A 14089-nucleotide genomic window follows, 5' to 3' on the forward strand; every position below is an offset into this window, starting at 1 on the left:
CGGCCAGCGCGGCCAGGCTCGCCAGGGCCTCGCCCAGCGCCCGGGGGTTGCCGTGCGACTCGGCCAGCACCCGCTCGGCGACCAGGCCGTCGATCGGCCCGGCGACCGCGCCGGCGAACAGGCCGCTGACCTCCTCGGAGCACAGCGGCCCGAGATATATCCGCGGGATCGGCCCGTCGCCGGTCGCGGCCGGGTCCTCGGCCAGCAGGATCAGCAGCGCGTGACCGGTCACGCGAGCGGCCACGTGGTTCAGGACCTGCGCGGTGGCGTCGTCCAGCCAGTGCGCGTCGTCGACCACCACCGCCACCGGCCGGGTCCGCGCGAGGCCGGTGAGCAGCTCGAAGGCGGCGGGCCCGACCACGTCCACGCCCGGCCGGGACGTGCCGGCCAGCCCGAAGGCGGCCTTGAGCGACGCCGGGACCGGACCGTCCCAGAGCAGATGCAGACCGGCGTACGGGAGATCGCGCTCGGCGGCCACGGCCCGGATCCGCAGCACCCGGAAACCCGCCGCCTGCTCGACCGCGTAGTCCAGGGCCGCCGACTTGCCCATGCCCGGCTCGCCGACGACGCGCAGCGCGCCCCGTTGCCCGCGGCCACCGCCCGCACCAGGTCGTCGAGCCGGGCCCGTTCCTCAAGACGGCGAAAATTGCTCACGCTCGAACGGTGCCCCGCCGGCGCCCTCCCGACGCCCGAGCCGGTCACCGGTGTTACCCCGGTCCTGCCTCGGGGTGTGGCCCGCGTCTCCGGGGTCACGCCCCGTGAACCCCGGGCCCGGACCGGGTGCATCGCGGGCGCGAGCGGGCCCGGATCGGCGGCAGGCTGGCGGGGACGGCACACGGCGGGGAGGAACCGATGCCACATTCACCCGACTGGACCAAGGTCGCCCGCGAGAACGTCATGAACGCCATCGCGGAATACGACCGTCTCGGACCGGACCAATTCTTCGCGGAACACGGATTCGCGCCGACCACGACATACGAGCTTCTGGTAAATGAACGAACCTATCCGCCGAAGGCGGTTCTCGGCGTCGCCTACGAACTCGCCACCGGGCAGCGGCTGGCCTCGGGTGACTTCGAGGGTGGCAAGGCGGGTGCCGTCCGCGTGCTCGGTGCGCTGGGCTTTACGGTCCGCCAGATCCACCGTTCCGCGACGTGACCGGGAGCACGCCCGCCGGCCGGGTCGCCGGCGGGCGCGGCGGCCAGCGGCTATTAGTACGATTTATCGCTGCGCGCGGAAACTTTCATGGATGCCGCGCGGCGGTGCGGACCGGGCCGTCCTAGGCTCCGGATTGTGCGATGGATTGTGCGATCGGAAAAAAGGACGCCGGCATTTCCCGAAGTGAATTCGGACCGTTGTTTCGCGCGATTTAAGGGCATGCGGATGCGGGCGACATGGTGATAGACCGGCGCGCCGAGCGGGCTGCCCTCGATCATCTGCTGACCGAGGTCCAGACCGGGCGCAGCGGTGCGCTGGTGCTGCGCGGCGAGGCCGGCATCGGCAAGAGCATGCTGCTCGACTACGTGGGCGGCCAGGCCGCGGCCGGCGGGCACATCGTGCGCACCGCGGGCGTGGAGGCCGAGCAGGAACTCCCGTTCGCGGCCCTGCACCAGGTGTGCGTGCCGATGCTCGACCGGCTGCACCACCTGCCCGGCCCGCAGCGCGACGCGTTGCGCACCGCGTTCGGGCTCAGCGCCGGCGATCCACCCGACCGGTTCCTGGTGGGCCTGGCGGTTCTCGGCCTGTTCGCGCAGCTGGCCCGCGATCAGCCGGTGGTGTGCCTGGTCGACGACGCGCACTGGCTGGACCGGGCGTCGGCGCAGGTGCTCGGGTTCGCCGCCCGCCGGTTGCGCGCCGAGTCGGTGGCGATGGTCTTCGCGGTCCGCGGCGAACCGATCGACGCGCTGGCCGGCCTGCCCGAGATCGTGGTGAGCGGGCTGCCCGAGGAGAGCGCCCGCGCGTTGCTGGCGTCCTCGCGTCTCGGCCCGGTCGACGACCGCGTCCTCGACCGCCTGATCGCGGAAAGCCACGGCAACCCCCTCGCCCTGGTCGAGCTGCCCCGGGGCTTCACCCCGGCCGAACTGGCCGGCGGCTTCGGGCTCTACGACGCCGAGGCGCTGCCCCGGCGCATCGAGGAAAGCTACCGGCGGCAGATCGCCGGGCTCGCGCCGCAGGCGCGGCAGGTCCTGCTGGTCGCCGCGGCCGAACCGACCGGCGATCCGGTGCTGGTGTGGCGCGCCGTCGACCGGCTCGGCCTCGACCCGGACGCCGAGGTCGCCGCCGCGCTCAAGGCCGCCGGGCTGGTGGAGTTCGGCTCGACCGTCCGGTTCCGGCACCCGCTGCTGCGCTCGGCCGTCTACCGCTCGGCGACCGCGGCCGAGCAGCGCCGGGCGCACGCCGTGCTCGCCGAGGTGATCGACCCGGCCACCGATCCGGACCGGCGCGCCTGGCAGCGGGCCCGGGCGGCGCCGGCCCCCGACGAGGACATCGCCGCCGAGCTCGAGCACGGTGCGCAACGGGCCCGCGCGCGCGGCGGACCGGCCGCGGCCGCCGCCTTCCTGGAACGGGCCGCCGAGCTCACCCCGGAGGCGAAACCGCGCGGCGAGCGGCTGCTGGAGGCGGCCCGGGCCAAACACGAGGCGGGCCTGCCGCACGCCGCGTTGCGGCTGGTGGCGATGGCCGACGCCACCCCGCTCGACGACCTCGCGCACGCCCACGCGGACCTGCTGCGCGCGCACCTCACGTTCGCGCTCAGCCGCGGCCGCGACTCGGCGGCGTTGCTGGTGAAGGCGGCCGACCGGCTGGCACCCCTGGACCCGGCCCTGGCGCGTACGACGTATCTGGAGGCGATGCGCGCCGCCTGGTACGCCGCCGACCCGGGCAACAGCGCCACCCTGCGCGACGTGGCCGACGCGGTGGCCGCCGCCCCGGTGCCGCCCGGCCCGGCCAAGCCGTCCGACCTGCTGCTCGACGGGCTCGCGGTGCGCTACACGGCCGGGTTCGTGGCCGGCGCGCCGAAGCTGCAGACGGCCGTGCAGGCCTTCCGCGAGCTGGCGCTGGCCCCGGGCGAGGCGTTGCGCTGGTACTGGTTCGCCTGCTCGGCCGCGATCGACCTGTTCGACGACGCCGGCGCCGACACGCTCGCCAACGGTTACGTCCGGCTGGCCCGCCGCACCGGAACCGTGTCGGCGCTGCCGCTCGCCCTGACCCAGCTGATCGTGCTGCGCGTCTTCGCCGGTGACCTGGCCGAGGCGGGCACGCTCGTGGCCGAGCTGCAGGAGATCGCCGACGGCACCGGGGTGCACCCACCGGCGTACACGGCGCAAATGCTGGCGGCCTGGCAGGGCCGGGAGAAAACAACGACGGAATTGACCGCACTGAACGCCGCGGACGCCTGGCGCCGCGGCGAGGGGCTCGGGCTGGTGCACTCGGCGTGGGCCAAATCGGTGCTGTGCAACGGGCTCGGCCGCTACGACGAGGCGCTGCACGCGGCGCGGCGGGCCACCCGGCCCGGTCCCGAACTGGGCGTCCTCACCTGGGCGCCGCTCGTCGAGCTCATCGTGGCCGCCGCGCACAGCGACGCCACCGACGGCACCGCGGCCCTGGACCGGCTGATCGAGATGACGCGGGCGTGCGGCACCGACTGGGCGCTCGGCGTCGAAGCCCTCGGCCGCGCCCTGCTCGGCGACAGCGAGCCGGACTACCGAGAGGCGATCGACAGGCTTTCCCGTACGCGTGTGCGCAGTCTCCTGGCCCGGGCACATCTCTACCTCGGCGAGTCGCTGTGGGACAGGGACCGGCGCGACGAGGCCCGTGAGCAGTTCCGCACCGCGCACGACCTGTTCGCGGCGATGGGCATGGAGGCCTTCACCGCGCTCGCCGCCGCCAAGCTCGGCGGCGTGGCCCGCAAACGCCCCGACGAGCCGGCCGGGCACCAGCTCACCGCCCAGGAGACGCAAATCGTGCGGCTGACCCGCGAGGGGCTGTCGAACGTGGAGATCGCCGCGCGTCTGTTCATCAGCCCGCGCACCGTCGAATGGCACCTGAGCAAGATATTCAGCAAGCTCGGCATGACCTCGCGGCGGCAGCTGCGCAATCTCGCACCCCACCCCGGGGGTCTGTCCCGGGGTTGACCGGGGGTGATGCGGAGGCGAAGCCCGCGTCGGCGGGCAACGCTTTCTCCCGGTACGGCGGTTTTCCAATCTCTTGAGGGGTGGCGACGATGCCCCATGGCACTCTCACTTGACGGCACCACGGTGGTGGTCATCGGCCGGCCCACCGGCATCGCCGCCGCCGTCATGGCCGGAGCCGGTGCGGGCGGGGCGAAAGTCATCGCCGCCGGCCGCGATCCCGGCGCCATCCGCGACGTCCTCGGCGACACCGTGCGTGCCGAGGAGCTCGACGTCACCGACGACGCGTCGATCGCCCGTTTCGGTGCGCGGGTCGGCACGATCGACCATCTCGTCAGCACGGCCTCCGCGCGGGCCCGGGGCAAACTGCCGGACCTCAAACGCGACGACGTCCTGCACTCGCTCAACACCAAGGTGGTCGGCCCGCTCATGCTCGCGGCCATCCTCGGGCCGGCGATCAGTCCGCGGGGGTCGTTCACGCTGTTCTCCGGGGTGGCCGCGTTCAAGCCCGCGGTCGGGTACTTAGGCGTGGCGCTGACCAACGGCGCCGCCGATTTCCTCACCCGTTCCCTGGCGCTGGAACTCGCGCCGGTCCGGGTCAACGCCATCTCCCCGGGAGTGGTGGACACCGGCATCTGGGACAGCCTCGGCGAAGAAGGCAAGGCCGCCTACTTCGAGCACCTGCGTACCCAGAACCCCGCGCGGCGGATCGGCACGGTCGGCGACATCGCCGGCGCGGTCCTGTTCGCGATGACCAATCCGTTCCTCACCGGCGTGACGCTGCGCGTCGACGGTGGCGAACCGCTCACCTGAGCTCCGTTGACGAGGAGTACGCATTGCCCAGCAACGACGACGTGGCGAAACTGCAGCGGATCATCGACGAGCGATCCGGGCCGCTGCTGCGCTTCCTGCGGCGCATCAACAACGACCGGCCGCACATCGTCGAGGACCTGCTGCAGGAGACGATGCTGCGGGTCTGGCTGCACATCGACGCCACCCCGCACACCGAGGAACACATCCAGGCCTGGCTGTTCACCATCGCCCGCAACGTGTCGGTCGACGAGGCACGCAAGCGCAGCCGCCGGCCCCAGGAGTCCGGCGGCGAGTACGACATCCTGAACCATTCCGCTCCGGCGGACCCGATGGAGGTCGTCATCGCGCGGGAGTCGATGCTCGAGGCGTACCGCAATCTGCCGCCGGACCGGCGCAAGGCGCTCGACGAGATCTATCTGAACAGCCGCAGCCCGACGGATGCGGCACACCGGTTGTCGGTGCCGGAGGGAACGGCGAAATCCCGGGCCTTCTACGCGATGAAGTCGCTGCGGACCGCGGTGTTCGCGAAATGAACCTGTCGAAGCTTCGGGCCGAGGTGAGCCGGGAATGGGCCGAACACGCCCTGCCCAGCCTCACCCAACTGATCCGCATCCCGGCGGTGTCCCCGGCGTACGACCCGGCATGGCACCAGAACGGGCATCTGCACGCGGCCGTGCGGCACGTCAAGGACTGGGTCGAGGCGCGTGACCTGCCCGGCGTGCGCTGCGAGATCCTCGAGATCGAGGGCCGGCCGCCGGTGCTGTTCGTCGAGGCCGGCGACGGCCCGGACACCACGCTGCTGTACGGGCATCTCGACCGGCAGCCGCCCACCGGCGAATGGGCGCACGACCCGTGGCAGCCGACGTTCGACGGCGACCGCCTCTACGGCCGCGGCACGGTCGACGACAGCTACTCGGCGTACGTGGCGGTCGGCGCTCTGGTCGCGCTGCGTGCGGTGGGCGGGACGCCGGGCCGGGTGGTGATGCTGCTGGAGACCGCCGAGGAGTCGGCGAGCGTGGACCTGCCCGCGTACCTGGACCTGCTCGGCCCGCGGCTCGGGGAGATCTCGCTGGTCGTCTGCCTCGACTCCGGCGGCGAGGACCACGACCGGCCGTGGCTGACCACCAGCCTGCGCGGAATCGTGCAGGCCACGGTCACCGTGCGGGTGCTCGACACGCCGGTGCACTCGGGGCTGGCGAGCGGGATCGTGCCGGACTCGTTCCGGATCATGCGCGCGCTGCTGGACCGGGTGGAGGACGCCGCCACCGGCGATCTGCCGGCGTTCCACGCGCCGATCCCGGACTATCGCGTCGCCGAGGCTCGTGCGCTGGCCGCGCTGCCCAACCGGCGGCCGCCCGCGTATCCGCTGTACGAGACGACGCGGGCGGTCTCTTCGGAGGCCGTCGAGCTGATCCTCAACAACACGTGGCGGCCGGCGCTGACGATCACCGGGGCGGCCGGGCTGCCAGCGGCCGGCAGCGCGGTGCCGATCGTGCGGGACTCGACGTCGTTGCGGCTCAGCCTGCGGTTGCCACCGACCGTCCTGGCCGCCGACGCCGCACATGCGCTCGTCTCGCGGCTGACGTCCGATGTCCCGTACGACGCGTCCGTGTCGGTCACCGACCTGATGCTGATCAACGGCTGGAACGCGCCGCCGCTGGCGCCCTGGCTCGCGGCGGCGCTGGAGGTGGCCTTCGACGGGGTGCCGGCGCAGTCGATCGGGCTCGGCGGCGGCATCCCGTTCATGGAAATGCTCGGCAATCGGTATCCCGAAGCCCAGTTCGTGGTGACCGGGGCCGTTCGTGCCGACTCCCATGTGCACGCTCCGGACGAGTGGCTGAGCGTTTCGTTCGCCCGCCGCCTGACCGTGGCGGTGGCAGGTGTTCTCGACGCCCACGCGCGGCGTCATCGCTGAGGTTCTGAGGGGGAAGTAATTATGAAAACCGCACTCACCGACCGCTCCGTGCTGGTCATCGGCCGCGGCAGCGGCATCGCGCACGCCGTCGTCACGGCCGTGCGCGAAGCCGGCGGCAAGGTCATCGTGGCCTCCCGCGACCAGGCCGCGCTGGACTCGGCGTACGACGGCGCCGTGGACACCGCGTCCGTCGACGTCACCGACGAGGCCAGCGTGGCCGCCCTGGCCGAACGCCTCGGCACGGTCGACCACGTGGTGTCGACCGCGTCCGCCCGGGCCCGCTCCACCCTGGCCGACATGCAGCCCAGCGCCGTGCTGCTGTCGCTGTCCACCAAAGTGCTCGGCCCGATCCTGCTGGCCAAGCACTTCGCCCCGCGGATGCCCCAGGACGGCAGCTTCGTGTTCTTCTCCGGCGCGACCGCCCGTAAGCCGTCGCCCGGGATGATCGCGGTCTCGGCCACGAACGGCGGCGTGGACGCGGTGACGCGCGCGCTGGCGGTGGACATCGCCCCGATCCGCGTCAACGCCGTCTCACCCGGGACGATCGACAGCGGCGCGTATGACGCGTTGGGGGAGGAGAAGAAGGCCGCCTTGTACCGGATGCGCGCCGAGCACAACCCGGCCCGCCGCGTGGGCACCCCCGACGACGCCGCGGCGGCGGTGATTTTCGCGCTGACCAGCACGTTCACGACGGGGGCGACGCTGGCGGTCGACGGTGGGGAGCACCTGGTCTGAACGGGGTGCCCTGCTTGGTGGGGGGCCTCGCCATCAGCCCGCGGGCGACTGGCGGGGCGGCCCCGCCGGCTGCTCGTGGTGGTTGACCGCCGTTGCCGTCGTGTGGTTGCGGGCGGCGCATGTCGCGTCCGCTCCTGGCGGCCATCGCGCCTGCCGTCTGGCCGCCCGCGACCTGCCGTCTGGCCGCCCGCGACCTGCCGTCTGGCCGCCCGCCGCCTACCGCCCGCTGCCGTCGCGGCCGTGATGTTTCGGGCCGATCGGCTGTGGCCTGTTGCGCTGGTCGTCGGGGCGCGCTCGGCGGCCATGGCCACCAGCCCGCATCCTGACGCTGCACTCGTTCCTGCCGCAGCTGGTCGGCGCGGCCGTGGACGAAACGCCTGGGCAGGATGCGAGCGGAGCTGGCGCCAACGCGTCGGCATCCCACCATCATCCTGCTATGTGGACATTAGCGCTCGCATCGTGGATTCCTTCGAGACCTTGGAGAGTTGCGCCCATATATAGACCACAAGTCTCCAAGATCCGCATTGGACGGTGAAACTCGATGGACAAAAGCCTCATCCATCGGCAATTCAGCGTATACATTGGACTGGAATCCCACATCGCGGTGCGGGTGACCGCGATGTGGTCGCCCCTCCCGAACAACGGGATCGCGTCCCAGATTGTGGAATCAGGGCGGGTGGCGGTCACCAACGAAGGCCGCCGACCGTCGTCCGCCGTGCTGCGGATCCAGGTGGCAGGACCGGGCGACGCTATCGCCACTGGATTGGCTCCGACCGCCCGGACTGCGTCGGTGGTTGCGCGGACTGAGCTCGCTCTTGCGCCGGCTGCGCTGATAGTTGCGCGGCCCGCGCTGGTGGTTGCGCGGGCCGGGCGGGTGGTTGCGCGGGCCGTGCTGGCGGTTGCGCGGGCCGGGCGGGTGGTTGCGCGGGCCGTGCTGGCGGTTGCGCGGGCCGGGCGGATGGTTGAGCGGACCGTGCTAGCGGTTGCGCGGGCCGGGCGGGTGGTTACGCGGACTGGGCTGCTGATTGCGCGGAGTGCGCTGCTGATTGCGCGGAGTGCGCTGCTGATTGTGCCGACTGAGCGGGTGGTTGTGCGGACTGGGCTGCTGATTGCGCGGACTGGGCTGGTGGTTGCGTGGAGTGTGAGGGTGACCGCCGGGGGTGCGGAGCCCGCACTGGTGACGTCGGCGCGCTGCGCGGTGGCGTGCGCGTGCCGTAGACGCGCTTCGCGTAGTCGCCGTACTCGTGTGGGGCCTTCTCGGTGATGGCTGCGCGGATCTCCGGCGGGATGCCCGCGAAGTAGGCCTCGACGGCGGACGGGGCGCCCTCGTACAAGAGCACTCCGTAGATCAGCGGCAGCGTGGACGGAGGGAAGCGCGTGGCGGCGTCGGCGAGCATGCCGGACCATTCGGTGGGCGTGATGTGCTTCTCGATGAGCGGGAGCACGTAGCGTTCCTCGAGCCCCAGGTGCTCCCACAGGATCGGCAACAGTGCGGACAGCGTGTGCAGCACGGCCTCGCGATGACTGACGCTCGCGTCGGTGCGCCACGCCGTGGTGTGCTTGGTCAGCTCGCCGGCCAGCGTCGCGATGCGGGCGTGATGGTCCTCCATGGCGTGCACGAGCGGGAGGATCTCCGCGGGGCAGCGTTCCAGGAGCCGGGGCCAGAGTGCCACGTCCTCGCCGTCGAGGTGATTCTGCAGCAAGGACAGCATCAGCTCGATATGGCCGGCTACCACCCCCGCCCGGTGCCGGCCGCCCTCGAAGACGCCGCGGGCCAGGTCGGGCATGAAGCCGAACTCCCGCCGGAGACCCGTGTGCACCATGACCATTTCGTTGGTCATCGCAGGCAATTTGTCCCCCTCGACGCCGACCGCTGTCACCAAACTCCAGACGCAGAACGCGGGCCCTGGTTCGCGAAAGCGCCCATTCGTGATCAGCATCAAGCCGGCCGGGCGGGGTTCAAACGATCAGGCCGCCGGTCGCGCGGAGGTTGCCGCCGGTGAGCCAGCCGCTGTCCGGGCCGGCCAGGAAGGCGACCACCGACGCCACATCGTCCGGCGTGCCCACCCGCTGCAGCGCGGTGATCGCGGCCATCTGCGCGGCGACGGCAGGCGGGTTCGCCGCACGGAACATCGGCGTGTCGGTGGCGCCGGGGGAGACCGAATTGACGGTGATGCCGCGCGGACCCAGCTCCCGGGCGGCGACCGCCGTCACCTGTTCCAGAGCCGCTTTGCTAGCGCAATACAAGGCGAGCCCGGGACCCGGCACGACGGTATTCAATGTCGACACGTTGATGATCCGCCCGCCGGAACGTAACAGCGGTGCCGCCCTCCGAATCACCATCAGCGGGAACTTCGTGTTGATGGTCAGCACCCGGTCGAATTCCGCCTCGGTGATGTCGGCGATCGGGATTTGGGAGCTGACCGCGGCATTGTTCACCAAAATGTCGAGGCCGTCGTCGAGCGGCTCGAACATAGCGTCGAGGGTTTCCAGGTCGGCCTGGTCGGCCTGAACGGCGACGGTCCCCGGCACGCAGGACATGATTTCGGCGGCCGCGTCCTTGCCGGTGTGATACGTGAAGACAACCCGCGCGCCGTCCGCAGCCAGCCGTTCCACGATGGCCCGGCCAATGCCACGCGAACCCCCGGTCACCAATGCCGTCTTCCCGCGAAGTGTCATGCCCCCGACGCTAGGCGCCGCGCACCGGCGTGTCTTGAACGATTGCGGCGCACCTCGAATCGACCAGGCCGCAGCCCGGATTGATAGCGGCGCACTCGATTGATCGCTGCGCGCCTCGGATCGATTGGGACGCAGCTCGGATTGATTGCGGCGCTCTCGGATTGATTGCTGCGAGACCCGAATCGATTGCGGCACAGCTAAAGTCGATGGTGGCGTGGTCCGAATTGATTGCGGCGCGGTCCGAATCGATTGCGGCACGGCTCGGACGGATTGAAGCGCGACCAATATCGAATGCCGCGCGGCTCCGATCGATTGTCACTCAGTCTGACACGAATGCGGCCGGCTCGGGCACGAATGCGGCCCGGCACAACGCACCCGGCGTGATCCCGGTGAGGGCCCGCATGTCCCGAGTGAGATGCGGTTGATCGGCATACCCTCCGACGGCGGCGGCATCGGCCAGCGTGGTGCCCCGACTCAGCGCGCCGACCGCCCGCTGGAACCGCGCGATCCGCGAGACCGCGGCCGGGGTGAGACCGACCTGCCGCACGAAGGACCGTTCAAGCCGGCGGCGGCTGACCCCGAGCGCGCTCGCGACGGCCCCGACACGCACTGGCGAAGGCCGCTGCAAGAGCTCCCACGCCGCCGCGACAACCGGATCCGGCGGGGGAGCCGGCCGCGCGGCCAGCCCCGGCAGGAGATCATCCAAGAGAGCGAATTGCCCACGTACGCCGGTCGCCCGCTCCCCGAGATTCCCAGCGTCGGGCAGCACTGTTGCTTGTTCGCCGGGGTCGGCGTCGCGTAGACCGGTCGGCCACCCGCCAAGATCGCCGGTCGGCAGCCGACCGAGTTCGCCGGTTGGCAGCCGGCCGCGATCAACGGCATCGCTCAGGCCGGTTGGTCGTTCGCTGGAGCCGGCAGCCTCGCGCACGCCGTCAGCCTGCCCACCGCGATCGCCCACGCCACCCACTCCGGCCAGCCGCTCGCCGAGCTCGGCCGCGCGCCGGCCGACCACGTCCCCGAGCAGCAGGCTCAACCCGGCCAGCGCACCCATCGGCACCCCGAGCAGCGCCGCCACCCCGTACGGCGTCAGGCCCACCGTGACCCCGCACCCCCATGTCGTGAGCCCATCCACCGCGGCGACACCTCGGGCCCCCGTCACCAGCACAACATCCCGGTCGAGGATCAGCGTCACGAACGGGACCGGCAGCAACCGGTGGGCGAGCGCGCGCCCCGACCCCGACCGGAAGCCGCCGTATCCGAGCACGAGCGGGCGCAGCCGGGGATGGGCGCGCCCGCCGGTCGTCACGCAGGGCGACTCGGGCGCCGTCAGCGGCACCGAGTGCACCTGCGCGACGGTCACGATCCGGCGAGGACCGCGTCGAGCTTCGTGAAGCTGGAGTTCCAGCCCTCGCGCGCGTTCGACTCCATCTCCGTCGAGTACGGGCCCTGGGTGATTTTCAGCAGCGTGCGCCCGCCCTCCTCGTCGTGGAACTCGATGCGGACGCGCATGACGAGGTCGCCGAAGGGCTCCTCGCCGATGATCAGCTCGTTCTCCACGACCTCGACGAACGTGGCGTTGACCGGGCTGGTCATGCTCGGGTCGTCGTCGTTGACCATGGTGAAGCGCTGCACGCCACCGGGCTTTGGCTCGATCTCGACGGATTCGCGGGGCACGTGCCAGCCGACCGGGCCGAACCAGGCCGCCAGCTGCTCGGGGTCGACGAACGCGCGGAAGACCATCGGGCGGGGGGCGTCGAAGACGCGGGACAGGACGAGTTCGGTCATGCGTGCCAAGCTATCGGCCGCGATCAAACCTTGCTCGGCAGCCGGCGGTGCAGTTCGGCTAGCAGCACCCGCGGGCCGGGCGACATCAAACCCACATCGACCAGGTACGCCCGTCCGCGCATCCGTGGCGAGCGCCCGGAGTCGCCGACCACCGCGAACTGGTCGTCCACCGGGGTCACGACCAGTTCGGTGAACGGGCCCCACCCGCGCAGCCGCACCTCGCCGACCCCGGCCCAGGGCACGTGCACCGCCCGGCGGCCCGTCGCGGCGAAGTCCAGACCCCGCATCGAGCTGTGCAGCCAGCCCAGCCGCCGCCACGCGACCAGCAGGATGAGCGCGGTGAACACCATCGGGACGATCAGCGCCACCTCCAGGTAGCGGATCAGGTCGCCGGCCCCGGACGGGATACCGAGCGCGAGGCGTACGGCTGCGAACAGGGCCAGCGCGAGCGCCCACACCGCCGTGACGACCCACAGCATCGTCACGAAGACCATGGCCCGCGGCTGGAAGAACGTGACCGTGTCGTCGTCCGGTCCGAGCACCTGGTCGATGTGCGCCACGAAAGCATTATGCCTGCTTTATCCGGATATACCGGTGATTATTGAGGCATGCAGGTGATGCGGTTGACCGACGCGACGCAACCGCTGCTGTCCGAGGCGGCGGCCCTGCTCGACCAGTACCGCCAGCATTATGGGGCGAACCCTGCGGCGGACGCGGTCGAGGAGTGGATGCTGGCCCAGGTGCGGCACGCCCGCTGCCTCATCTACGTGGCGGGCGAGGTGCAGGGCATCTGCTCGGTCTCCGTGGTGCCGGCCGCGCTCACGCTGCGGACCGTGTGGCTGATCCGCGACTTCTTCGTCCGCCCGGACGTGCGCCGCCAGGGAATCGGCCGCGCCCTGCTCGACCGCGTGATCGACGACGCCCGCCAGGCCGGCGCGCACCGGGTCTCGCTGCAGACCGAGACGGCCAACGTGCGGGCCATCGAGCTGTACGCCAAGAACGGCTTCCACGCCCAGACCGACGTGACCGTGATGGACGACCTGCTCTGACCCGCGCAGCCGCCGCCACGGCGCTGCCCGCCCGAAACGAACGTTCGTTCGCGGATCGGCGGGGATGGTCTGTCGGGCAGGCGTTCTAAAACGAACGCTCGTTCGCGGTTCAGAGGGGGTGGTCCGTCGGGCGGCCGTTCTAAAACGAACGTTCGTTTGTGGTTCAGAGGGGCGGCCTGTCGGGCGGCCGTTCTAAAACGAACGTTCGTTCGTGGCTCAGAGGGGGTGGTCTGTCGGGTGGGCGTTCTAAAACGAACGTTCGTTCGTGGCTCAGAGTGGCTGGTCCGTCGGGCGGCCGTTCTAAACGAACGTTCGTTCGCGGATCGGTGGGAGCGGTCTGTCGGGCAGGCGTTCTAAACGAACGTTCGTTCGCGGATCGGAGGGACGAGGCGTTCGCGCGAGACGGCTTCACCGAGATCGGCCGCGAACCGGAGAGCTGGGCCCCATTCTTCCGGCACGGCGTTTGCCGCCGACCTAGACGAGTAGTCCTAAGTCGAGTCGGTGGCAGCAGGTGAGTCAGCGGTCGGATCGCCGTCCGTGCGCCAGCCCCCAGGCCACTCTGCTCGTATATCCGACATTTACTGAGATTTACTGGATCGACTGGCTGCTGGACGGGCGCGCTCGGCGCGCGGCCGCGTGGCGCTTCCATTCCGTGAGACGAGTGACCGCTTGCTGAGACCCGCGCCCGCATCGTGGACCCACCGTCCGCAATGTGGGACCGGCGTCCATTGTGGAGAGTATGTTTGGCTGGTAACGAGGCTTTTGCCCGGCAGATTTTTCCGGCCGAATGTGAACCTTGGAGAGTTATGGCTCGTATGTGGGCGCAACTCTCCAAGGTTCACAAAAAATCCATCATGTGACCGCGGTGTCCACATAGCGGGACCGCCCGGCCGAGAACGGATCGCTACAGCGGCTCAGCTCCGGCGCCACCGCGCCACCGCGCCACCGCGCCACCGCGCCACCGCGCCACCGCGCCACCGCGCCAC

General features: G+C 71.1%; 12 protein-coding genes and 1 pseudogene. 7 read left to right on the forward strand and 6 right to left on the reverse strand.

The genetic code is table 11. From position 1 onward, the window contains the following. Positions 1-226: 226 nt before the first annotated feature. Positions 227-580: pseudogene (locus HH310_RS45900) on the reverse strand (ATP-binding protein); the annotation flags it as partial. A gap of 272 nt (positions 581-852) precedes the next feature. Between HH310_RS45900 and HH310_RS30600 the strand changes: the two are divergent. The 6 genes from HH310_RS30600 (at position 853) to HH310_RS30625 (ending at position 7590) form a co-directional block, all read left to right on the forward strand. Further along, positions 853-1155 (forward strand): hypothetical protein, encoded by a 303-nt coding sequence (locus tag HH310_RS30600; protein ID WP_169179170.1) that lies wholly within the window; start codon positions 853-855, stop codon positions 1153-1155. A 236-nt stretch (positions 1156-1391) separates the two neighbouring features. Then, positions 1392-4130: an AAA family ATPase gene (locus tag HH310_RS30605; protein WP_169179171.1), complete on the forward strand. Its 2739-nt coding sequence runs from the start codon at positions 1392-1394 to the stop codon at positions 4128-4130. Positions 4131-4226: 96 nt separating this feature from the next. Then, complete coding sequence (locus tag HH310_RS30610) at positions 4227-4940, forward strand: SDR family oxidoreductase (RefSeq protein WP_169179172.1); 714 nt, start codon at positions 4227-4229, stop codon at positions 4938-4940. A 23-nt stretch (positions 4941-4963) separates the two neighbouring features. Then, positions 4964-5473 carry a sigma-70 family RNA polymerase sigma factor gene (locus HH310_RS30615; protein ID WP_169179173.1) on the forward strand — a complete coding sequence of 170 codons (510 nt, stop codon included), beginning with the start codon at positions 4964-4966 and terminating at the stop codon, positions 5471-5473. Next, positions 5470-6855, forward strand: coding sequence for a M20/M25/M40 family metallo-hydrolase (locus tag HH310_RS30620; protein WP_169179174.1), 1386 nt, complete (start codon positions 5470-5472; stop codon positions 6853-6855). Before HH310_RS30615 ends, HH310_RS30620 begins: the two co-directional genes overlap by 4 nt. A 21-nt stretch (positions 6856-6876) precedes the next feature. Next, positions 6877-7590: an SDR family oxidoreductase gene (locus HH310_RS30625; protein ID WP_169179175.1), complete on the forward strand. Its 714-nt coding sequence runs from the start codon at positions 6877-6879 to the stop codon at positions 7588-7590. A gap of 1004 nt (positions 7591-8594) precedes the next feature. Here HH310_RS30625 and HH310_RS30630 read toward each other — a convergent pair. The 5 genes from HH310_RS30630 to HH310_RS30650 all read right to left on the reverse strand — a co-directional run bounded on the left by HH310_RS30630 (position 8595) and on the right by HH310_RS30650 (position 12614). Next, positions 8595-9431 carry a hemerythrin domain-containing protein gene (locus HH310_RS30630; RefSeq protein WP_169179176.1) on the reverse strand — a complete coding sequence of 279 codons (837 nt, stop codon included), beginning with the start codon at positions 9429-9431 and terminating at the stop codon, positions 8595-8597. A gap of 118 nt (positions 9432-9549) precedes the next feature. Continuing rightward, the gene (locus tag HH310_RS30635; RefSeq protein WP_312034418.1) at positions 9550-10527 is read right to left on the reverse strand and encodes an SDR family oxidoreductase; all 978 of its coding nucleotides are present in this window, start codon (positions 10525-10527) and stop codon (positions 9550-9552) included. Positions 10528-10588: 61 nt separating this feature from the next. Then, on the reverse strand, positions 10589-11629 hold the full coding sequence (locus HH310_RS30640; RefSeq protein WP_169179177.1) for a helix-turn-helix domain-containing protein: 1041 nt from the start codon (positions 11627-11629) through the stop codon (positions 10589-10591). After that, positions 11626-12054, reverse strand: coding sequence for an SRPBCC domain-containing protein (locus tag HH310_RS30645; RefSeq protein WP_169179178.1), 429 nt, complete (start codon positions 12052-12054; stop codon positions 11626-11628). The genes HH310_RS30640 and HH310_RS30645 overlap by 4 nt, the downstream gene beginning before the upstream one ends. Before the next feature lie 23 nt (positions 12055-12077). Further along, complete coding sequence (locus HH310_RS30650; protein WP_169179179.1) at positions 12078-12614, reverse strand: hypothetical protein; 537 nt, start codon at positions 12612-12614, stop codon at positions 12078-12080. A 48-nt stretch (positions 12615-12662) separates the two neighbouring features. Here HH310_RS30650 and HH310_RS30655 point away from each other — a divergent pair, with 48 nt between their 5' ends. Continuing rightward, entirely contained in the window at positions 12663-13103 is a 441-nt protein-coding gene (locus HH310_RS30655) for a GNAT family N-acetyltransferase (protein ID WP_169179180.1), read from the forward strand. Positions 13104-14089 lie beyond the last annotated feature (986 nt).

This window comes from Actinoplanes sp. TBRC 11911, assembly GCF_012933445.1.
GTDB lineage: Bacteria > Actinomycetota > Actinomycetes > Mycobacteriales > Micromonosporaceae > Actinoplanes.

Coding starts and splice junctions, on each gene's coding strand:
- HH310_RS30600 (WP_169179170.1), top strand. CDS start 853: ATGCCACATTCACCCGACTGGACCAAGGTCGCCCGCGAGAACGTCATG.
- HH310_RS30605 (WP_169179171.1), top strand. CDS start 1,392: ATGGTGATAGACCGGCGCGCCGAGCGGGCTGCCCTCGATCATCTGCTG.
- HH310_RS30610 (WP_169179172.1), top strand. CDS start 4,227: ATGGCACTCTCACTTGACGGCACCACGGTGGTGGTCATCGGCCGGCCC.
- HH310_RS30620 (WP_169179174.1), top strand. CDS start 5,470: ATGAACCTGTCGAAGCTTCGGGCCGAGGTGAGCCGGGAATGGGCCGAA.
- HH310_RS30625 (WP_169179175.1), top strand. CDS start 6,877: ATGAAAACCGCACTCACCGACCGCTCCGTGCTGGTCATCGGCCGCGGC.
- HH310_RS30630 (WP_169179176.1), bottom strand. CDS start 9,431: ATGACCAACGAAATGGTCATGGTGCACACGGGTCTCCGGCGGGAGTTC.
- HH310_RS30645 (WP_169179178.1), bottom strand. CDS start 12,054: ATGACCGAACTCGTCCTGTCCCGCGTCTTCGACGCCCCCCGCCCGATG.
- HH310_RS30655 (WP_169179180.1), top strand. CDS start 12,663: ATGCAGGTGATGCGGTTGACCGACGCGACGCAACCGCTGCTGTCCGAG.